Origin of the sequence: Fictibacillus terranigra (assembly GCF_030412265.1) — a bacterium.
In the GTDB taxonomy this organism is placed as follows: Bacteria; Bacillota; Bacilli; order Bacillales; family Fictibacillaceae; genus Fictibacillus_C; species Fictibacillus_C terrinigri.
In genome coordinates this window covers 63,467-85,732 of record NZ_JAUHLN010000003.1, presented here as the reverse complement: position 1 = coordinate 85,732, position 22,266 = coordinate 63,467, and the positions used below count along the sequence as shown (strand labels likewise).

General features: G+C 43.2%; 18 protein-coding genes. 15 read left to right on the top strand and 3 right to left on the bottom strand.

The window, feature by feature from the left end; translation table 11 throughout:
• Positions 1–6 precede the first annotated feature (6 nt).
• Entirely contained in the window at positions 7–1,677 is a 1,671-nt protein-coding gene (locus QYF49_RS15640; RefSeq protein ID WP_290400546.1) for a hypothetical protein, read from the bottom strand.
• 127 nt (positions 1,678–1,804) lie between these two features.
• On the opposite strand from QYF49_RS15640, the gene QYF49_RS15635 reads away from it, so the two are divergent.
• Positions 1,805–2,926 carry a mandelate racemase/muconate lactonizing enzyme family protein gene (locus tag QYF49_RS15635; protein ID WP_290400545.1) on the top strand — a complete coding sequence of 374 codons (1,122 nt, stop codon included), beginning with the start codon at positions 1,805–1,807 and terminating at the stop codon, positions 2,924–2,926.
• Positions 2,927–2,932: 6 nt separating this feature from the next.
• Here the strand turns inward: QYF49_RS15635 and QYF49_RS15630 are convergent, their stop codons facing one another.
• Positions 2,933–4,300, bottom strand: a complete 1,368-nt coding sequence (locus QYF49_RS15630) for a GTP cyclohydrolase IIa (RefSeq protein ID WP_290400544.1) — start codon at positions 4,298–4,300, stop codon at positions 2,933–2,935.
• 155 nt (positions 4,301–4,455) lie between these two features.
• Between QYF49_RS15630 and QYF49_RS15625 the strand changes: the two genes are divergently transcribed.
• The 10 genes from QYF49_RS15625 to QYF49_RS15580 all read left to right on the top strand — a co-directional run bounded on the left by QYF49_RS15625 (position 4,456) and on the right by QYF49_RS15580 (position 17,135).
• Complete coding sequence (locus tag QYF49_RS15625) at positions 4,456–5,367, top strand: Gfo/Idh/MocA family protein (protein WP_290400543.1); 912 nt, start codon at positions 4,456–4,458, stop codon at positions 5,365–5,367.
• The gene (locus QYF49_RS15620; RefSeq protein ID WP_290400542.1) at positions 5,364–7,064 is read left to right on the top strand and encodes a polysaccharide deacetylase family protein; all 1,701 of its coding nucleotides are present in this window, start codon (positions 5,364–5,366) and stop codon (positions 7,062–7,064) included. Before QYF49_RS15625 ends, QYF49_RS15620 begins: the two co-directional genes overlap by 4 nt.
• Complete coding sequence (locus tag QYF49_RS15615; protein WP_290400541.1) at positions 7,057–8,331, top strand: DegT/DnrJ/EryC1/StrS family aminotransferase; 1,275 nt, start codon at positions 7,057–7,059, stop codon at positions 8,329–8,331. Before QYF49_RS15620 ends, QYF49_RS15615 begins: the two co-directional genes overlap by 8 nt.
• Positions 8,324–9,547, top strand: coding sequence for a DegT/DnrJ/EryC1/StrS family aminotransferase (locus QYF49_RS15610; RefSeq protein WP_290400540.1), 1,224 nt, complete (start codon positions 8,324–8,326; stop codon positions 9,545–9,547). Before QYF49_RS15615 ends, QYF49_RS15610 begins: the two co-directional genes overlap by 8 nt.
• Positions 9,548–9,558: 11 nt before the next feature.
• Complete coding sequence (locus QYF49_RS15605; protein WP_290400539.1) at positions 9,559–11,445, top strand: beta-N-acetylhexosaminidase; 1,887 nt, start codon at positions 9,559–9,561, stop codon at positions 11,443–11,445.
• A gap of 140 nt (positions 11,446–11,585) precedes the next feature.
• Positions 11,586–12,884, top strand: coding sequence for an ABC transporter substrate-binding protein (locus QYF49_RS15600; RefSeq protein ID WP_290400538.1), 1,299 nt, complete (start codon positions 11,586–11,588; stop codon positions 12,882–12,884).
• 72 nt (positions 12,885–12,956) lie between these two features.
• Positions 12,957–13,892: a carbohydrate ABC transporter permease gene (locus QYF49_RS15595; RefSeq protein WP_290400537.1), complete on the top strand. Its 936-nt coding sequence runs from the start codon at positions 12,957–12,959 to the stop codon at positions 13,890–13,892.
• A complete protein-coding gene (locus tag QYF49_RS15590) occupies positions 13,889–14,734 on the top strand; it encodes a carbohydrate ABC transporter permease (protein WP_290400536.1) in 846 nt (281 codons plus the stop codon). Before QYF49_RS15595 ends, QYF49_RS15590 begins: the two co-directional genes overlap by 4 nt.
• A 16-nt stretch (positions 14,735–14,750) precedes the next feature.
• On the top strand, positions 14,751–16,856 hold the full coding sequence (locus tag QYF49_RS15585) for a beta-galactosidase trimerization domain-containing protein (RefSeq protein WP_290400535.1): 2,106 nt from the start codon (positions 14,751–14,753) through the stop codon (positions 16,854–16,856).
• 84 nt (positions 16,857–16,940) lie between these two features.
• Positions 16,941–17,135, top strand: coding sequence for a class II fructose-bisphosphate aldolase (locus QYF49_RS15580; protein WP_290400534.1), 195 nt, complete (start codon positions 16,941–16,943; stop codon positions 17,133–17,135).
• Positions 17,136–17,658: 523 nt separating this feature from the next.
• Here QYF49_RS15580 and QYF49_RS15575 read toward each other — a convergent pair.
• Positions 17,659–17,814 (bottom strand): hypothetical protein, encoded by a 156-nt coding sequence (locus tag QYF49_RS15575; RefSeq protein ID WP_290400533.1) that lies wholly within the window; start codon positions 17,812–17,814, stop codon positions 17,659–17,661.
• A 242-nt stretch (positions 17,815–18,056) separates the two neighbouring features.
• Here QYF49_RS15575 and QYF49_RS15570 point away from each other — a divergent pair, with 242 nt between their 5' ends.
• From QYF49_RS15570 to QYF49_RS15560, 4 genes are all read left to right on the top strand, one after another.
• A complete protein-coding gene (locus QYF49_RS15570; RefSeq protein ID WP_290400532.1) occupies positions 18,057–18,209 on the top strand; it encodes an MBL fold metallo-hydrolase in 153 nt (50 codons plus the stop codon).
• Positions 18,191–18,403: a rhodanese-like domain-containing protein gene (locus QYF49_RS25825; RefSeq protein WP_354005843.1), complete on the top strand. Its 213-nt coding sequence runs from the start codon at positions 18,191–18,193 to the stop codon at positions 18,401–18,403. Before QYF49_RS15570 ends, QYF49_RS25825 begins: the two co-directional genes overlap by 19 nt.
• Before the next feature lie 176 nt (positions 18,404–18,579).
• The gene (locus tag QYF49_RS15565) at positions 18,580–20,337 is read left to right on the top strand and encodes an ABC transporter ATP-binding protein (protein WP_290400531.1); all 1,758 of its coding nucleotides are present in this window, start codon (positions 18,580–18,582) and stop codon (positions 20,335–20,337) included.
• 2 nt (positions 20,338–20,339) lie between these two features.
• Positions 20,340–22,145 (top strand): ABC transporter ATP-binding protein, encoded by a 1,806-nt coding sequence (locus tag QYF49_RS15560; protein ID WP_290400530.1) that lies wholly within the window; start codon positions 20,340–20,342, stop codon positions 22,143–22,145.
• The last annotated feature ends 121 nt before the right edge of the window (positions 22,146–22,266 follow it).

Here is a 22,266-nt window from a genome sequence, read left to right as displayed (position 1 = left end):
CGATGCTTACATCTCGCTTTCATAGTAGGTTAGCAGTTCGTCAGATATGGATTGCCATTTTTGTGCCATTTCCACGGGAATCTCCCGTCCGCTTTTCACCCGTATTTTGTTTTTCAGCTGGCGAAGCTTATTGATCGCTTTTCGATTTTTCTCTGCGAAGTAATGATCCATCACCATCTCTGCCTTATCTGCTAAATCAGTCTTTAATTGTGGCTTAAGATCTGCAGTATAAATGGAGTGATACAACCCATAGGTTAAATAGGACTTTTTCGTTTGTCCATAGGCTCTTTCTGCTCGTCTTTCATCGTATTGCATAATCTCGCCAATAATGGCGGCAGAGCTAGAATTAAATTTCCAGCTGGTTGTATCAGCAAAATCACCATTTTCTACAGTAAATCCTTCTGGTTGAAGACCATCAAAACCTGCATAAGTCCAGAAGTTCTTTACAGGTTTGGCCTCATAAAAACGAAATGAGAGTTGGGCAGTCCTTTTGCCGCTTAAATATGGCGAAAGATCGACGTTAATCGTATTCCACTGCAAATCTGTTTTAATTTCGGCAGCATCCTGTTCCCATACCACCTGGCCATCAATCAGCAATTGTTTTTTATGATAACCCATCGAGTTGGGGCCATGATCCATTGTCTGGAAAGTTAACGCATATTGATCCGATTTACGGTCTATCCGGATTTTCTGTGAAGCTTCTTCGTTTTCACCGGCTGAAGTAGGTGCACCCGCACCAACAAAAAAGTTAAGATACCCAGTATCGTTATAAGCCTTGTCATCTATCGGTTCAGGTTCAAAGTTCTTTTTGAGAACATACGTAATCACCCCTTTAATTTTGCCTGTTTTCATGTTATCCAGGGCAATTTGCACCACTTCTCTTACGTAGTTTGCTGAAGGATTGGCCGGGGTAAGGGAAAGCTGTGAGGCATACAGCATCCAATAAAGCGGAAGGTTATAGGAACTTAAGAGGCTGTACGCGTTATCAATTTGCTGTTGAGCAGATTCATAGACTTGTGTATTCCGATAGATTCCATCTCGGAAAGCCAATATGACGCCATCGATGTATGCACCTCTGGTTTGTAGAAAGCTTTCATTCAAGGAGTCAGTATACATTTGCGGAGTAAATACGAGTTTTGGGTTAATGGCTTCAGAAGTTTGTTTCATTCGAGCCATATATTCGGGGGTGTAAGTCGTCAGGTTGTGGTTGAAATCATCAATCGCCCATCCAGTAAGATTTGGGAACTCAAGTGATAGTTGGGCGATGGCTTTTGACCATGCAATGTAATCGGTGGTGTAGGGGTAAGACTTTCGAACGCCAGTAGATTCTGAGGGAGGCACGAGATAGACGACAATGTTAATATTGGCATCACGCGCTGCAGGTAAAAACTCGTTTTTTAAATCGTCCCAATCCGTTTTCTCATGCCAAACAAGGTAATAGTACGTATTAATATGAAGTTCTTTCAGTATTTGAATGGATCTTGGGGTATCAATGTGGTATATCCCATCAGAGCGAGGGGAGGTCTCCCTGACAACACCAGCATAATCTGCCAAAATCTCTCCTGGCTGTCCGTCAGTCTGGGCCGCCGCTCTTGGGAGAGGAGCGAATCCTGTCAGCAGGCTGTACATGAAGATGGAAAACAAGAGTACGATAACACTCATTTTTCTTTTCATCATTATTCTCCTTTTCAGGTTATTTTATTGTACCTTAACGTTATCAAATAGAGACGCGTCTTTAAAATGTCTAATATTAATAAAGGGAAAAATCAGGAAGTTAGTCATGCTTCAAGAAAGGAGCTTTAAAATGATTATTTCTAGCATAGAAGTTTTTCCTTTAACATTACCCATGCTTCAGGACTTTAGGATTTCAAGTGGTTCAGTTGGTGATAAGCAAGCAGGAGCTCCACATGTTTATGTGAAAATTACCGACAAGGACGGAATGAATGGATGGGGGGAAGCGCGGCCCAGCCATCGATGGAGCTATGAGACGATTGAATCAGTTACTGCCACCATCAACACTTATTTCACTCCGGCTCTTATTGGAAAAAGGATCGACAATTTTTCTTATGTGCATCAAGTGATGAACCGGGAAATTAAGAGTGGACTCACTGTTGGCCAGCCGATTGCAAAAGCGGCGATCGATACTGCGCTGCATGATTTAATTGGACAAAGGAATAAAAAGACCATTGGTGAACTATGGATGGGACCAACGAATTCAACGATCAATCTGTCCTATCTTATTAGTACAAGGGACGTGAAGGAAGCGGTTCAAAAAGCAACAGATGCGAAAACGAAGGGATACAAGGGCTTGGATGTTAAGATCGGATTTGATCCTGATCACGATATCTATATGGTCGACGCGGTAAAGGAAGCTGCACCCGGCCTATTTTTCCGGGTGGACGCGAACCAGGGGTACACAGTGGCACAAGCCATCTATGTTGCCAAGAAGCTTGAGAAATTGGGAGTGGACGTATTCGAACAGCCGCTCATCGCAAACAATCTCCTTGGCCACGCAGAAATCCGAAGGAAAGTGCATATTCCGATCGCTCTGGATGAAAGTATTTGGAGCCCTGGGGATCTTTTGCAGGCTTTTCGCCTGGAAGCATGTGATACAGCGGTAATAAAGCTGACAAAGATGGCCGGTCTGCACCGTGCGAAAATATGCGGGGAAATAGCAAGGGAGGCGGGCTTGGATTTACTAGGAGGAGGCTTGACCGAATCAACCCTTGGTCTTGCAGCGAGTGCCCATCTTTTTAATTACTTGCAAATTTCAGCGCCGGTAGATTTGAATGGACCTTTTTTTCTTGCAGATGACCCTGTTTCGGAAGGGCCAGTACGGGAAGAAGGCACCGTATTCCTTGGTGATCGGTACGGGCTCGGGTGTAAGGTTAGCAGTGATAAGCTTCAAAACTACACAGTGGAATAGAATGGTCTATTCCACTGCTTCTCTTATTTTTTTTAAATGGTCGGCAACAAATGAAAGCCGGTAAATTTGACGGGGGCGGCCTTTTGATGAGATTTTTTCCTCTCCAACAACGTCTACCAAACCTGCATCTATCCATTGTCCAAGGATCCGGTGAGAGCTTCGGATGGTAATACCAAGGATGGCTGCGAGTTCTTGAGCGGTGTAGTTTGCTTTTTTGTACCTCGCGACTTGCGCCATCAATTTGCTCATATAAGCTGCCGACATTCCAGCTTTTTCTGCTTCCTCCAGAAGTTTGTCATCCGTTATGGAAAGATCATAGATCATCGGGTGAGTGATTTCTACCGGGCCGATCACACTGAGATCCTCCCTGACAATATAGCAGGCTTTTCCGCCAAATTCCTTGCACTGGCGAAGCGCCACTCTCGCATGGTTTCCCGCATCGGTGGCTGTTCGGCCAAAGCCGATGCCAACACTTAAGGAAATGCCCAATAGTTTTTCAGCCTCATCAAGGACAGGCAAATATTTATAGCCTCTGGTTTCTCTTTCAAAGATGCCCCTTGTCGTGAAGAATAAATATTCTCCTCCGCCAAGATTTGTTAAATGGCCGTCGAGAAGTTTTACGTAATCGAGCAGGAGCCGATGTAGATCAAGCTTCAGCTTTTGAACCTCATGTTCTGATGGGTAGCTGTCCACCATCTTGCGAAACTGATCAATGTTTACTAAACCTACGACAATTTGAGATTCTTTGTTTCTTCTTGTCCGCGTGGCTAATAGGGCCCTCTCCAATGATACGATTAAATCCTGGTGGGTAGGGGTGACCCATTCATTTGGTATTCCGAGAGCGGTAAGTTTTTCGGAGACAGCTTCAACACCCGTCAACACAGAAGAGCCTGGCCTGTTGTCAAAATGCGATAAATGAAAGTTGACCATTTCCTCCGTTGTAGCCAACGGACTTCCTTGGAAAATATGCACGTCCGTGTTCTTTTCATTGAGCTCCGTTAATATTTGATTCACATACTGGTTAGGCACCGAATCAATGGTCAGCATCCTCAAGCCATACAGGCTCTTACTTCGAAACAAAGAACGATACAATCCGGTTCCCATCAGCGGTACGTAATGAACGGGAATATGAAAATTCATTTGTTCTTTGACCTTCCTGAACAAGTGATATTCCAGGAATAGCAATACTTCTACATTTGCCAGTAAGTCTTTAGTGAGTTCCAGAACTTCACTTTCTTCCTCATAACTGCGCAAAAGCGGTATGAAATTGGGAAAGGAATGCAGCGCTTCACGGACTCTTTCGATTAAAGCTGAAGGGCCGATCACACCAATAGCAACACCATTTTCCGTTTCCGCCGGAGAAAGAGCCGCCATACATTTTACCTCCTAAATATAGACATGTGTGCACATATTATAGCGGAAGAAGAATAAGAAAAAAAGACTTTTTATAGACTTGTCTTTAAATTAATATTGCCTTTATAATGAGATTGATTATTCAGAAAATTACTGGAAGGAGTTACGTAACCGAAATGCTGAAAATTGGAATGATTGGCCTTGATACCACTCACTGTCCAGCTTTTACCGATCTTTTAAACAATGAAAAAAATCCTCATCATATCAAAGGTGGCAGGATAGTTGCTGCCTACCCTGGGGGCTCGGCGGATTTTGAATTGAGCAGCTCGCGGGTTGGACCGATTACACGTCAGCTAGAAAAAGACTTTCATGTGAAAATGCTTGGCAGTCCCGAAGAAGTAGCGGAACAAACGGATGCGATTTTATTGACTTCCGTCGATGGAAGAGTACACCTTGAACAATTCAGTAGAGTTGTACCTTATGGGAAGCCGATTTATATTGACAAACCTTTAGCCTGTTCATCTGCTGATGCACGCCGGATTTTTGATCTGGCACAGCAGTACAACGTGCCGGTCAGCAGCAGCTCGTCCCTGAGATTTTCTGAGGAACTTCAGCAGGCCGCGATGGATCAAGGATCGATCTTCGGGGCAGATACATACGGTCCAATGAAAATCGAACCTCCGCTGCCCGGCCTTTTTTGGTATGGGATTCATTCGATAGAGATGCTGTTCACTGTAATGGGAACCGGCTGCCGGCAAGTGGGCTGCACTGTCAATAATGATCACGATGTTATCGTTGGCAAGTGGGCGGATGGAAGAATTGGAACGGTCAGAGGGAATCGTACAGGAAATCATCAATTCGGTGCTTTGGTTCACCGCCGTTCAGGTACTGCATTCGTGGATTGTCAGAAGGGGACAAAGCCGCATTACGCCAGCTTACTGGAAGAAGTAATGAAAATGTTTACAACCGGAGAATCTCCAGTTGGCATGGATGAATCCATGGAAGTCATCCGCTTTATCGAAGCGGCCAATGAAAGCCGGCAAACGGGTAAAACTGTTCTGCTCGGTGAAAGGATGGCCCAAAATTGAGGATGGCAAGGGTAGGTGTGTATGTGGACAAAGAATGTGCCCTCTATAAATGGGAAAAAGGCGAAAACGTCTTTGAATTATATTTTCATTCTGTATTTCAGTATGCGGGTATCCCATTCACACCGATAGTAGAAACAAATCAGCTTCATCACTTTGATGTGATTGTGTTGGCTTTGCCGCCGATTAAACATGAGGAGACAAGGGATCTATGGGATTACATCCGCTCGGGTGGCTCTGTTATTTCCATTGGCAAATTGACAGAGTTTGCAAAGGGCATGGGATTCACAGAGCACCGAATAGATGATGGCTATGCCGTGCATAATCAGCAATTTTTACGGTTTTTTCAAGCTTTTACTTGGACTGCATCATCATCTCAATTTCATTGCCAAAAATACGGAGAAATTAAAACAGGTGCGAAGAATGGACATCGTGCAGGCGCCTTAATTGAGAAATGGGATATAGGAGAAGGAACCCTTCAGCGCTGGACGGTGGATATCATTGGGGCCATCGTCGGCATGCAGCAGGGAAGAGAACCTGTCACAAAGGATGGGCAGCCAGCTCCGGATGGCACGGCTAACTTGAATGACGGGCTGTTAAAGGCAGACGATGGTTTTGCCATGGATTGGGAGATGGATCGTTTGCAAACGCCCACTGGCCAGCCCTATTTTGCTTTCCCCTATGCTGATTTATGGAAAGAAGCAATCATTTCTCATTTATTGAAAATCGTTCTTGATCAGGGATTGACACTGCCTTTTCTTGATTATTGGCCAGATGGCATGGAACAGATAGCCATGATCTCACTGGATAGTGATGTAAACGACGATGCATCCGCATATACCACTCTAGCTGTTTTGGAGGAATGTCAAATTCACAGCACATGGTGCATGCTGGAGCCGGGATACAGTCCTTCTCTCTATCCTGTTATTCGTGAAAAGGGCCATGAAATCGCGCTCCACTACAATGCCAGGAATGAGGATGCCGGTTTTTGGGATCAATCTGAAATGAAAAGGCAATTAGAGTGGCTTAATCTAGTGAGCGGTGAAGATTCCATCGTCTCCAATAAGAACCATTACACGATTTTTCAAAACTGGGGAGAATTCTTTGAGTGGTGTGAAAGCTTCGGCATCCAGTCGGATCAGACGAGAGGACCCAGTAAAAAAGGGAATGTTGGCTTTCTGTTTGGCACATGCCATCCTTATTTTCCCATTTCATGGGCCGATAAGAAAAACCGTATCTATGATGTTTTAGAAATAGGATTTTTAACACAGGACGTGGATTTATCTAGACTTGCAGACACATCCATCATTGAGCCTTTTTTAAAAACGACGAAGGGTATGCGCGGAGTTGCCCACTTTTTATTTCATCAGATCCATATTTACAGGGATCAAGCGGTGAAAGAGGCACTGAAAAAAGTGGTGCAGCGCGCCAAAGAGTTGGAATACCATTTTTGGACCGGAGATCAGATCAACGAGTGGGTAAGGCGCCGATCAAGGATGCAGATCCAAGGGATACTTTCAGGAGGAGAAGTGAAGTATTTGAACGGTTGTTCAGGTGCTGTCATTTGTATTCCGGTAAAAGAAAAAGAAAACAGTTCAGCATATATCGAACGTTTTGGAGTTTGCTGCAAAAAGCAAAAAGTCGAAGAACGAGCTGGAGAATGGGTGCTTCCTGGAAAGGAGACAAATTTCCATGAGTGAAAAGCTGGCGATCCACGGCGGCCGGAAAGTGAAGGATACGCCGTTTGGAACAGGAAAACGATTTGGGTTGGAAGAGGCAAAGGAACTGGTGGAGGCATTGGAGCAAAATACGCTCTTCTATCATAACGGAGAAAAAGTGAAAAAATTTCTTGATGCATTTAATGAAATGTACGGAATTTCCTACAGTGTAGCAGTTTCATCCGGTACTGCAGCTGTCCATACCGCACTGGGTGCAGCCGGGATTACAGTAGGAGATGAAGTCATCACGAGTCCCATCACTGATCAAGGGACTTTAATAGGAATTCTTTATCAAAATGCCGTCCCTGTTTTTGCTGATCTTCATCCTCACACGTACAATATGGACCCCAATTCTATTGAAAGGTGTATAACACCCAGGACGAAGGCGATTTTAGTTGTTCATTTAGCAGGCAATCCTGCAAATATGAATGAGATCATGGATCTGGCAAAAAAACACCGGTTAAAAGTGATTGAAGATTGTGCACAGAGCTATCTTGCTTCTTACAATGGAAGATTGGTTGGCACTATCGGTGATTATGGCTGTTTCAGCACCAATGATTTTAAGCATATCAGCACAGGTGATGGCGGTATGGTAACGGTAAATTCTGCAGAGGAGCAGGATTTTAAAGTGACCCATGCTTTTGCCGATAAGAATTATTTAAGACTGGGAGGCATCGTAAACAGGGACCTATCTTATCTTGCTCCTAACTACAGAATGACGGAACTTCAAGGAGCGGTTGGAATCGCGCAGCTGAAGAAACTCCCTGGAATTTGTTCGAACAGAACAGCCTATGGAAACAAGATTACCGAAGGCATTAAAGAGCTGGATGGCATCCATCCGCATCAAGTAGACGAGGGGAATGTCTGCACCTATTGGTTCTATATGTTCCGTATTGAACCTTCCAAATATGATTGCACAAGGGATGAATTTGCTGCTGCCTTGAAAGAAGAAGGAATACCTGCATCAGCAGGCTATATTCCGGAAGTGGTGTACAAAAGCGGATTATTCCAAAAGCGTTCGGCCTATCAAAACAGCACTTTTCCTTTTGATGTGACAGGTGCTGTCTATGAAGGGGAATTGTGTCCCGAAGCTGAAAACATACTGAAAACCGCCATTCGGCTCCCTGTCAATGAGTTTTATACAATGGCAGATATTCAAGCAATGATCGCGTCCATCCGGAAAGTAGCGTGTTTTTACCAAAAACAAAAAGTTGCCGGTACGTTACAGAGAGGAGAATCACATGGATAAGCTTGCCATACATGGAGGCGTTCCCGTCAGGAACAAGCCCTATCCCAACTGGCCTATTAGTGAAGAAGAAGAAAAACGGTTACTGTCAGAAGTGATTGATTCAGGAAAATGGGGAGGTTCAGGCGGATCCAATCTAGCAGGTTATGAAGCAAAACTTCCTGTTTTCGAAAACAAGTTTGCCAGTTTTCAAGATGCTGGTTACGGAGTCAGTGTTGTAAATGGAACCGTAGCAATCACTGTTGCTTTGCAGGCAGCGGGAGTAAAGCCCTTTGATGAAGTGATCATGCCTCCTTATACCTTTATCGCTACAGCAACAGCCCCATTAATGTTTGGAGCGATACCTGTGTTCGTGGATATAGAAGAAGATACGATGCTTCTCGACCCTGAGAAAGTGGAGGGAGCCATCACCCCGCGGACGAAAGCCATCATTGCGGTTCATATCGGAGGCACGGTAGCAGATTTGGACAGGTTAAGTGCTATCGCCCGGAAACATGGGATTGCGCTTATCGAGGATGCAGCCCAGGCGGTAGGATCTCAGTGGAAGGGAAAAGGAGTGGGAGCCATTGGTGATATAGGCACGTTCAGTTTTCAATCAAGCAAAAATTTAACCGCTGGTGAAGGAGGAATGATCGTTACAAATGACCGCACTCTTGCTGACAAGGCATGGTCACTGTGCAACGTAGGAAGGAGCCGTGACGGTGCCTGGTACCAGCATGACACAATTGGATGGAATCTGCGTCTTACTGAATTTCAGGCAGCGGTATTGCTTGGACAGATGGAGCGGCTTGAGGAACAGGTGGAACGGCGAAATCGAAACGCAGTTCTTTTGGATCAATTGCTCAAAGACATGGAGGGGGTACGATTGTTTAAAAACGATAACCGGGTGACCCGCAACGGTTTTCACCTCTATATGTTTTATCTGGAAGAAGAGTTTGCCAGGTCCTTTCCTAAGTCTGAGTTCATGAAACGGCTTTCTGCAGAAGGAATCCCATGCGCAAGCGGATATTCGTCTCTTACGAATTACGACGCCATACAAAAGTCAATCGAGGAATGGACGGGAGAAAAAAGGATACAGACATGTCCCGTTGCTGAACGAATGGGAGACCAGCAGGTTCTATGGATTACCCAAACCGTACTTTTGGGAGATGAAGAAGGGATTTATGATGCAGCAAGGGCACTTAAAAAAGTCGCTCAATCGCATCATCCTGTCATGTGAGGAGGTTGACGATGAAACTATCATTTCTGGGTGAATGGGACACATTACGAGAAGGAATTGAGAAACTCGCTCCTCAGCTTGAAATCGAGATATCAGAAGACGGTATACCCGTTAAAGTGGTCAAATCTTCTAAAGCTTTGCTTGAAGTGCGTCTGGAAAATGGAGAAGGGTTGATTACGTACCAAAAAACAATACATTTTTTCCGGGCACTGGGCCTGTTTGTAGAAGCATCTCGTAAAAAGGAAGCTTTCCGTATAATAGAGCAGCCGTATTTTGAAACGAACGGCGTCATGTTTGATTGCTCACGAAACGCAGTTATGAAAACGGAAACGGCTCAAACCTTTCTTCGATATATGGCCATCATGGGATTAAACGTCTTGATGATGTATACAGAAGACACGTATACCATAGATGACGAACCGTATTTTGGTTACATGCGGGGCCGTTTCTCTAAAGAAGAGCTGCGAGTGATTGATGATTATGCCTGTTCTTTAGGAATCGAAGTTATTCCTTGCATTCAGACACTTGCCCATTTATCAACGTATTTAAAATGGTCCCATACATCAGCTATTCAGGATACGGAAGACGTTTTGCTGGTAGAGAACCAAAAGACATATGACTTTATCGAAAAAATGATTGTTTCGGCCTCATCACCTTTCCGAAGCAGGCGTATTCATATTGGCATGGACGAAGCTCATGGACTAGGCAGGGGACGGTATCTGGATCTGCATGAAAAAAAAGACCGCTACACTTTAATGACTCAACATTTAAATCAGGTCGAACGAATCCTGAACAAATATGGATTGCGCCCCATGATTTGGAGTGATATGTATTTTCGGGTTTGGTCTGAATCAGATGCTTATTATGACTTAAATATTGAAATTCCAGTGGAAGAGACAAAAAAAGTCCCTGAAAATGTTCAAATGGTGTACTGGGATTATTACAATGAAGATGAGGCTTTCTATGAGGAATATATTAACAAACATGCAGCTTTCGGACGTCCGCCGGTCTTTGCCGGGGGAATCTGGACATGGCATGGTCCTACTATTCATTACGAAAAGACGTTCAATACAACCAATCCAGCGTTGACGGTATGTAAAAGGAAAGGGGTGCAAGAGGTTTTTGCGACTTTGTGGGGTGATAATGGAGCGGAGAGCAATTTCTTTTTTGCATTGTTAGGTATGCAATTATTTGCGGAACACGGGTTTCACCGCATGGTTGAGAAAAACCAGCTGAAGAAACGGTTTGAATTTTGCACTGGAGCTCATTATGAAGCATTCATAGCTATGGGAAAGTTAGATGTTCATCCCAAGGCAAACATACATGCCTTAATTCCGGACAGTCCGTCAAAGTACTTATTGTGGCAGGATATTTTACTGGGTTTGTTTGATAGAAATATAGAAGGCCATGGCTTTTCACGGCATTTTCAAAACATAAAAGAACAACTTCAGGGATACGTGCATAATTCTTCTCAATGGGGACAGCTGTACTCATTTATGATTAAACTGTGCACAGTATTATCGATCAAAAGTGAACTTGGGTTAAAAATAAGTGAATTTTACCATGCAAACAGGAAGGAAGAACTAAAGGGAATCGCAACAAAAGAATTGAACCTTTTAGAGGAAGCTGTGAAGGAGCTGCGATTATGCCACCGCAAACAATGGTTAACAAATAACAAACCATTTGGATGGGAGATCCTTGATATTCGGTACGGGGGACTGCTGACAAGAATCGATACAGCACGCGACCGGCTTCTCTCTTATATTGCAGGAGAAATTGACAGTATAGCGGAAGTGGAAGAGAAAAAGCTTTTTTACAACTCATACTCACCTGAAGTGGAAAAGGGGGTAGGCAAGGAAATTAAGTACCAACGCATTGTTTCTACAAACCCATTGTAAATTTTGTAAACTATTCATTTAAAGACAGTTAAAAGACTTGTCTATAAATATAGGGGTAAATATAATGAAGGTAAGTTTATAAAAGCGTTTTTACTAAAAACTTTTATAAACAAAGAAAAAAAGGTTGGGGAGGTACTTGTGTGAAAGGGAAAAAACTTGCTGCGTTCATTCTGGTGTTTTTACTCGCATTTATACCTTTGTTAGCATGTTCGAATGATGAAAAAGCTTCAGGTGACGGCAAAAATGGAAACAAAATCGAGCTCGAATTTTGGACGATTAATTTAAAGAAGAACTTCAATGATTATATTCAAGGTATGATCAGTGATTACGAGAAAGCCAATCCGAATGTCAAAATTAAATGGGTAGATGTTCCAGGTGCCGACGCGTCCAAAAAGTTTTTAACATCTTTGCAGAGTAAAAAAGTGCCGGATGTGGTTAATCTGGCCAGCAGTGATATCTCCATGATTCAGCAGTACAATGTTCTGTCCCCCATTAACAAACTTGTCTCCAAAGATGAGCTCAATGCATATATTCCTGGATTGATCGACAGCTTAACCTTCCAGGATGAACTTCAAGGGCTTCCTTGGTACTATGGCGGACCTCCAATTGGCACCATTAATACAGAAATCTATAAAAAAGCGGGTTTAGATGCTGACAATCCGCCAAAAACATGGGAAGAAAGCTTGAAAAACGGAAAACTGATTCATGAGAAACTGCCAAAAGTATATGGTTCAAACGACTTGCCGGGTATTGAAGTTTTTGTGAGCCAGGGGCTGCCAATCCTTAATGATGATCATACAAAAGCCGTTTTTAATTCCGATGAACACGTAAAATTTGTACAAATGTTCGTAGACGGGTACAAAAATGGAGCAATTGCACCTGGTGCGGTAACGAAAGATGACCGTCAGCTTCAGCAAACCTATGAAAATAAGCAGCAGGCACAGGCAGGCCAGTCCGTAGCAGCCGCTTTGCTGAATCTGGAAAAAAATGCTCCGAATGAAATTACGAAGATAAAAGTGACTAAACCTGTGACCGGAGGAGATGGAACCATAGCCGTTAAAGCCATTCAAACCTTCGTCGTACCAAAGAAATCAGAGCATCCAAAAGAAGCAGCCAAATTTGCTCTTTTTGTTACTAACGCAAAGAATCAATTGGATTTTGCCAAAATTGTTCCTATCTTCCCATCGACTACCGAAACACTGGAAGACCCATTTTTTAAAGAATCAAAGGGGAAGACCATACATGATGAAGCAAGGAAAATCATGGTGGAAACAGCTCCTCATTTAAAGGTAAACATTTTAGGGATCAAAGATGAGGAAAAGCTAAGAGACTATTATACTGAACAAATCCGTGCTGCCATGATGGGTGAACTATCGGCGAAAGAAGCACTGGATAAATCGGTTGACTATTGGAATCAAGCACTAAAGAACCAAAAATAACAATCGGTGCCTTAGAACAGCAGCGGAGGATTTCGCGTCCGCTGCTGCTGTTTGATTGAAAGGAGTGGTAATATGGCCGTCCACCAAGTAGAAACAAATATCCATCAAAAAGTAAAAGTTTCCATCAAACAAAAGAAAAAGAAAAAGTTCAACTATGTTCCTTATGTATTCCTGCTGCCGGCAATTGTACTCCTTTTGGTTTTTGAATACCTTCCTACCATCAATGCTTTCTATTATTCTTTTACCGAATATCATATTTTATCTCCTGCTGAATGGACGGGGCTTCAAAACTACAAAATGATGATGGAGGACGAAAAATTTTGGATTGCACTGGGCAACTCGATGAAATACTTTGTGATCACCGTCCCTATGCTGATCACTCTTCCTTTATTTCTTGCCATTCTTGTGAACCGGACAATAAAAGGAATCACGCTCTTCCGTGTTATTTACTATCTCCCTGTGGTAACAGCGATGGTGGCCGTAGCCATAGTGTGGAAATACTTATATCATCCTACCGGTTTAATTAATGCAGCCCTTCATGGAATGGGATGGGACCATGCGAACATTAATTGGCTGTTAAATAAAAAAACGGCACTTCCAGCAGTTTCTATGCTGGAGGCTTGGAAGGCTGCGGGCTTTTATATGCTGATTTATTTAGCGGGCTTGCAGACGGTCTCTAAAGAGTTGATCGAAGCCGCGAAAATCGACGGGGCATCAAAAGTGAGAATTCTATGGCATGTATACTTACCCCAGCTGCGGCCTGTTTTTGCTGTAACCGTTGTTATGGCGACACTCGGAACTGTTCAAATGTTTACGAGCATTTATGTAATGACAGGTGGAGGTCCCCTGGACAGTACAATGTCTCTCCCGCTTTATATCTATCAAAAAGCGTTTGTTGAATTTGATATGGGCTACGCTACTGCTATGGGTATGGTCCTATGGCTGATCCTTATGGTCCTGACCATCATCAATTACAAGCTTTCAAGAGGGGGGCAATCGATACAATGATAAAAAGACCAAAAACAAACTGGATGAAAATTAGTAAACTCGCTCTCTTGTATTTGCTTTTAATTGGGGTCGCCTGCATCTTCATAGGACCATTTCTATGGCTTTTGTCTACTGCTTTCAAGTCGAACAGTCAAGATGTATTCAGTTTTCCGCCAAGTTTTATACCAAAACCCGCCGTCATCGACCATTTTATAGAAGCGTGGACGGCAATTCCTTTTCCGCGTTACCTATTAAATTCCTTTCTATTAATCATCATCATGGTTCCGGCCCACATCTTTTTAACGGCGTTAACGGCCTATCCATTGGCCAGGATGAACTTCCCAGGCAGAAATTTTATCTTTTATGCCATTATTGCCACGATGTTTCTGCCGGAAGAAGGGAAACTCGTGCCTTTGTACATTATAGTAGAAAAACTGGGATTGGTAGATTCATGGTGGGGACTGATTTTACCGGGTCTCGTTGGAGGTTTTTCCATCTTTTTAATGAGGCAGTCCTATTTGGCCATTCCAAAAGAAATTGAGGAAGCTGCGATTATCGATGGTTGTGGCCCCTTTCGGGTTTGGTGGAGTATCATTCTTCCATTAACAAGGCCGACACTTGCCGCTCTAAGTGTATTTGCGTTTATTTCTGTATGGAACTCATTCATGTGGCCTTTGATCATATTAAAGGATGATAGTTTATTCCCGATCTCCTTGGGCCTTGCATACTTATCCGGAACATTTGGCACCGATGTAAAAACGATGGCTGCAGGTGTGGTCATTTCCCTTGTACCCGTTATTATTTTTTACATTGCCATGCAGCGCCATTTTGTAAGCGGGCTGCAAGGGTCGATTAAAGGTTAAGGAGCATTGAAAACCAATGAAAACATTAACATGGAAACAAAAGCCGCTGAGGATCGTCGATTTTATTCCGCCTGGGCCAGAAGTTTATGAAAGGCTCGATCTTCAAGAGCAGTTTCGCATTCGGAAAAGCCTGGGCTTTAATTGTGAACACGTAGAAGTACACGATATTGCAGAAGGGGAGTCAGGCATAACATACTACCCATCTGATTGTGCTGTAGAAGTAAGAAAAAATATTTTGGAACAGATCGAAGCCGAGTACGAAAATCTGGAAATTAACCCTATTGTATACTTCAATGTTCATTGGCTTTCATCCTCGCTCGCTGTGCACCATCCTGACTATCAGCAGGTATTTCCGGACGGCCAGCCCATACCGAGTGCTTATGGATCGGGAACATATTCTTGCATAAATTCTCCTTTTCGCCAGTATGCCCTTCAAGTCATAAGAAATCTGGCAGCGTATAAAATAAAAGGGATTTTCCTGGACGGTCCCTTTTTCCGTATTGAGGGATGCTATTGCCAAAGCTGTAAACATGATTTCCAAACGGCTTTTCATTATGAACTTCCTGTGTGGGAAAAAGCAGGGCCACAAGAAAGAAAGGATTTATTTCGTTTTAAAAGGGAGTCCATTGCCCTTTTTATGAAGGAAGCAAACGAGTTATTAAAAAGCAAAAAAACGGATGCCATGATTTACATGAACAGCCCTCAACTGGTACCAACCATTTATTGCAGCCGGGATAACCGGCTTACCGTTAAACATCAAGATATGCTTTTAGCCGAAGGGGGTTTTTTAGGTGACGACCTGAGGCAGGTCCCGATCTGGAAACCTGCAGCAACAGCTCAGTTGCTTGAAACCCAGTCCGAAGGTAAACCTTACTGTGTAGCCATTGCAGGACGGCATGCTCCCTGGTCCCGTTATCTATTATCGGCAGCTGAAACATGGCTGACGCATGCGATGGCTGTATCTCACGGTGCGAATACATGGTATGGCGTTTACAATGACAATAATATTGACGCAAGAATGGAAACGGTGAAGGAAATCAACGCCTTTCTAGAAGAGAATGAAAACCGTTTTACCGACACAACATCAATGGCAACTGTTGCTTTAATGTGGTCTTATGATACGGCCAATTTTTATCAATCTTCGTCAGAAGAAACTGATTTTACAGCAGGTCAGGATCAATTGAGAGATCCTGATAAGAGCGACGCCAGAGGTTCCTTTATGGGGTGGTACGATGTTTTATCAAGAAGCAGGATACCGTTTGATATAGTAGACAATACATCAATAACAGATGGATCATTCGCAAAGTATGAGCTTGTCATTTTGCCTAACGTGAGTGTCATGAGCGAAGAAGAGGCGGATCATTTCAAATCTTATGTTAACAGGGGAGGGAAGATCATAGGAACATTTGATACATCCCTTTATCAGGAAGATGGGATGAAAAGGGATCAGCCTTTGTTAGCCGAAGTCTTCGGCATAACGCTGCATACCATTCGCCACTGCGAGTACGATCATATCGAATGCGATCCCCATCATCCTATGCTTACATCCGTTGACCAGCAATTAATTCCAGCCGCACGTTTAGGAACTGAAGTTACTGCCAAAAAGGGTTCTGAAAGCGTGATGTTCTATCGGGAGAAACAAAATTCAAGATATTGTGATCTTCCTCAAAAGACCTCTTACCCTTATATTGTAAAAAGCAGTTATGGGTTGGGAGAAAGTATCTACTTTGCCGGGAATGTCGGAAAATTTTATGAATCTTATGCCATTCCTGAATATAGGAGGATCATGGTGAATGCTGTTAGCTCACTTGTAGAGATTCCTTTTAATATCAGTACGGCACAACAGACAGAATCCTTACACGTATCCTTGAGAAAGCAAGGGGAGAACCGCGTCCTTGTCCATGTAGTCAATTACACAGCTTCCATGACGAGACCGATTAACGAAGTAATGCCTTTAACGAATCTGACAATTAATATCCAATTGCCAAAAGAAGTTCATTCCGTCAGTTTTTTGCGAAACAAAAAAACCGGAGCCTTTGTGCAGCATGGGGGCCGGGTAACCATCCAGCTACCGGAAATTAAGGAATATGAAGTAGTAGACATCTGTTTAACGAGTTCGTGAAGACATGGTGCTCCTATATAAAGACATCGAAAAGACTGGTCTTAATAAGCCTATGAATTACGGGCGATCATGAAGGAAAGGAGGATGCTAATACCGCTGGTCAGGTCGAAAGAAATGGTGATGGATGCTTTTCAACAAAACTTTGCTGTCGGAACATTTCCTGCTTATAACTGGGAAATAATTCAAGACTTCTCGGAGGCGGCCGATGAACTGAAAGAACCCGTTATCCTGCAAACGGCCCCGTCGACCATTGTATATACAGCATGGCTCATGTCGTAAACATGGTTCGAACCGCTGCTGAATGTGTGAAGGTTCCAGTCGCCCTTCATCTGGTCATGTCTGAAAAGAAGTGAATAATGTTTTAAAAAAAATAATTTTATTAATTTAATGCATAAAAGCATTTACTTATTAAAGCGATATGGTTATGATAAGGAGTATAATCGTTGGGATTTAACGATCTCTTGACACACCCCCTAATGAAATACCCTCATTGGCAGCCGGATCTAATAGATTCGGTTCTTTTTTTTGCATAAGAAAAAGCGGGAGACATCCCGTTCATCTTATTCCATCAATGAAAGCAAACGATTTTTTTAAATTTCTCATCCGTAATGATGAGGCTGAAGAATCCCGCGATCTGGAACGATCAAATCTCACTCTGTACCAGTGCTCGGCAATGATCATTCTTCTGTTTTCCCCTGTATTTTGAAGATCATAATGTGCTTCCTCCAGCAGGTGTACAGCTGTATACACATCATACATAAAATAAGCCAATTTCTTTGCAAGAGCGTCTGATGACGGGCATCTAGTCTAATACATGCTCAATCAGTTCTTCCACCCCATAGAAGAAGTGTTCGTTATTTCGTGACATGATGGCAACACGTTCGTTTTTCCTGATGCGTTTTTCAATCAGGAGAGGGGCAAACTGATTGGCTTTGGCATTCATCTCATCGTATTTCATTCCAAGACATCCGGTTCACAAGCTTTAGCTTCAAAGCATTGTCTAATGAAGGAGATGAGGTCTGGAAATACGAGTACGAGACAAAGTATCGACATTTTCTGAAAAATGGAGATGGATTTCTTATTCATAAGATCAATTTTAAGGTTATACATACACCAGGACACACACCTGAACACATTTCACTGCTCGTAACAGATATCAATAGACATAAGGACCCACTCGGAATCTTTACAGGGGATTTTATGTTTGTTGATAATGTGGGACGTCCAGATTTATTAGAAAAAGCTGCGGATGAAATAGGTTCATCAGTAAAAATGGCGCGATTAATGTATCAGTCTCTGCAGCAGTTTAAAAAACTTCCAGATGATCTTCAAGTATGTTGTCCGATGTTATAAATTATGAAGAAGTGAAAACCGAATGGATATATGATGCTGTTCAAAAAGAAAGCGTATTTGTACTTGATGTCCGAAACACGAGTGAATGGAAACAGGGACATATTCCCCAGGCAATGCATGTTATGCTGGGTGACTTACAGAATCAGCATTACAAAATTCCCAATGATAAGCCACGCGTTTTTATTGTTAACTGATCGATGGAATGACAAAGTCAAATCCCTTGCAGCATCAACCGAAATCACACCCGGGAGAAAGGAGACGCTAGGATTTTTGGATTAAATCCCAATTATTAGTTATTTATTTAGACCCGGATTATAATATGTATATTGTGGCTCTTTTCAAAATTTATAAAAAAGTGGCGGGTGAGAGTGTGGAAACATTCAGGAAGCTGAAAGCATTTTATTGGCCGTATAAAAGGTATTTCATCTGGTCAGTCCTAGCGCTCATTTTCTTAACGGGCATGACGGTCATCTATCCGATGGTGCTGCAATATACGATAGATGATGTCATTTTAAAAGGTAATTATGATAAAGTTCCAATGCTTGCCTTGGCCTTCGTCGTTCTAATGACAGCAAAAGGCGGATTTACATTTATTCATCAGTATTTTGGGGATCTATTCGGTGTCACTGCAGTGTACCGGCTCCGAAAGGCACTTTATGAAAAACTTCAGTTTTTGCCCTTTCGTTATTACGACAATGCCAAAACCGGTGATCTGATGTCCAGGCTCACTGCAGATGTCGAAGGTTTTCGTTTCTTCCTTTCATTCGGCTTTGCACAGTTGATCAACTTTGTCTTTCTCATTGGTTTCAGTTTGATGGTGATGTTCTATTATTCAGTACCGCTTGCTTTTGTCACTTTAGGTGTGCTCCCGTTTTTAGGGATTGTCGTTTATCGGTTTGATAAGGCGGTTCATCCTGCGTTTCAATCGATACGGAAATCAATGGGGAACCTGAACACCAAGGTTCAGGAAAATGTAAGCGGGATGCAGACAGTAAAGTCCCTGTCCAGAGAAGATTACGAGATTGGCAGGTTTATGTCTACAAATAAGGATTATAAAGATAAACAAATCTTTACAGCTGATATCTGGGCAAAATACTTTCCGCTTATGGAACTGATCGGTAACCTGTGTGTCGTTTTTCTTCTATCGTATGGCGGGTATCTTGTCATTCAAGGGAAGCTCATGCCTGGCGAGCTTGTTGCTTTTTTCAGTTTGGTCTGGTATATCATTGGACCCATTATGGGTCTTGGTTTCATCATTAATACCTTCTCGCAATCAAAGGCGTCGGGGGAACGGTTAATAGAGCTCTTGGAAGAACCGGGCGAACTCAAAAATCAATCAGACGCTATCGGATGTGTGGAAGGGGATATTGAATTTAAGGGGGTTACTCACCGATATGGAACAGAAGAGCATCCTCCCATTGAAAATGTGTCATTTCATGCTAAGAAAGGCCAGATCATTGGCTTGATGGGAGCGACAGGTTCCGGGAAAACGACACTCACCCAGCTCATCTCCAGATTTTACGAACCACAGCAAGGCGAGATCCTCATTGACGGTAAATCAATATCTAATTATGATCCCATAATGCTCCGGCAGCATATTGGAGCGGTGTTTCAAGAATCGTTTTTATTCTCTTCAACCATCAAAGATAACATTGCCTATGGAAACCCGGACGCGGACATGGACCAAATTATTGCAGCCGCAGTACTGGCACAGGCACATGATTTTATTATGGAGCTTCCTCATCAGTATGAAACTCAGCTCGGAGAAAGAGGGCTGGGCCTTTCCGGTGGCCAAAAGCAGCGGATTTCCATCGCAAGAGCACTCCTCGTTAATCCGAGCATCCTCCTTTTAGATGATGCGACGAGTGCTGTGGATACGGAAACGGAATCTAAGATTCAGCAGGCGTTCCAGGAAGTAATGAAAGGACGAACGACGATTATTATTGCCCATCGCATCTCCTCCCTGAAGCATGCTGATGAAATTTTAGTGCTTGAGAACGGAAGGGTTGCTGCAAGAGGAACTCATGAACAGTTAATTAAGCGAGAAGGCTTGTATAAACGGACGTATGACTTTCAATACAAGGATAGGGAGGCACTCGAAGCTAAACGAGTGTCAGCGGGGTATTGAACATGGTTAAACGAAAAAAAGAACGTTTCTTTTATTCCAGCGAACCACCTATTGATAAGCCGTTTAATTGGGGGCTCATGCTCCGGCTGTTCGAGTATATGAGGCCATACAGAAAATCGCTGCTGCCGAAAGCCGTGATCGCCATGCTTCTCACGACAGGAATCCGGCTCGTCGTCCCCATATTTATCGGAGTTCTGACGTTTGATCATGCAATTAAGAATAAGAACACACCATTGCTCATTGAGCTGATCATGTCCATTGCTGCCATGTACATTGTGTCATGGGTCGCCAACACGTACCGGATCAGGTGGATGAATGAATTGGGGCAGCTCGTCATTTGTGACATACGCCAGCATTTGTTTAAGCATATCCAGCGGCTGTCCCACCGTTTCTTTGATGAGCGTTCGGCAGGCTCCATACTTGTACGGGTCATCAATGATGTAAATTCGCTTCAGGACCTTTTTACGAACGGGGTTATCAATGTCTTAATGGATTTAATATTGCTTGCTGGGATTATTGTGCTTATGTTTGTTTACAGTCCGCCCCTTGCGCTCGCAATCATGGTCGTTGTCCCGCTCATGTTTATCATTTCGACAAGTATCCGACGGCATATCCGCCGTTCCTGGCAGGTGGTGCGTGCCAGGCAGGCCAAGATTAACTCTCATCTGAACGAAAGTATCCAGGGGATCAGGGTCACTCAGTCGTATACTCAAGAACAGGAGAATATGAACTTTTTTGAAGGGATCAACAACGACAACCTTTTAAGCTGGAAACAAGCGACAAGGCTAAACGCCATGTTCCGCCCTTTTGTGGATGTATCGAATGCCATTGGGACCGTCATTCTGATTTGGTTTGGATCGCATCTCATTCAGCAAGGCTCTCTTGAGATGGGGGTGTTCATATCTTTTGCTTTCTATCTCGGCATGTTTTGGGAGCCGATTTCAAGGCTTGGCCAGGTGTACAATCAGCTGCTTGTTGGAATGGCCTCCTCCGAACGTATTTTTGAATTTTTAGATGAAAAACCAAATGTTGATGAGATTCCGAACCCGGTGGAGCTGGAAGACGTCAGGGGGAATATTACGTTTAAAAAGGTGGAGTTCTCGTACGATGGAAAGCGTAAAGCCCTCAACGGCATTGATTTGACCATTAATGCCGGAGCGACTGTTGCTTTAGTCGGGCATACCGGTTCCGGAAAATCTACCATTGCCAATCTGATCTGCCGCTTTTATGATGCGACAGCGGGAACCATTGAAATTGACGACATTCCTATTAAAGACTTAAAGCTTGATAGTCTTCGCCAAAAAGTAAGTATTGTTCTCCAAGATACTTTCATCTTCTCAGGAACCATAATGGAAAATATCCGATTTGGCCGGCCGGATGCAACGGATGACGAAGTAGAACATGCTGCAGAAGCAGTTGGAGCTCACTTATTTATCAACAAGCTGAAAGACGGCTACCATACAGAAGTAGAAGAGCGGGGAAATGTTCTGTCTGTAGGTGAGCGGCAGCTCTTATCATTTGCAAGAGCCTTGCTTGCCGATCCACGAATCCTCATTTTAGATGAGGCGACAGCAAGTATTGATACAGAAACGGAAGTCAATATTCAAAAAGCACTTAAGACCCTTCTTGCGGGGAGGACCGCCATCATCGTTGCGCACCGCTTGTCTACTATTCGTGAGTCAGATACTATCATCGTGCTTGACCACGGCAACATTGTTGAACAAGGAAGCCATGATGAACTGATGGAACTGGAAAAGGAATATTACCGGCTGGTCCTTTCACAATTTAAAAGGCTTGAAGTAGGGTGAACGGAGTTTGTAAGACGTATATAAAAAGGCCTTTCTCTTCATAGAGAAAGGCCCTATTAAGTTTATTCGCTAATAGAATGCTAGTAAAAAAATAACTATGGTACACTGGTTCTAAGCCTAT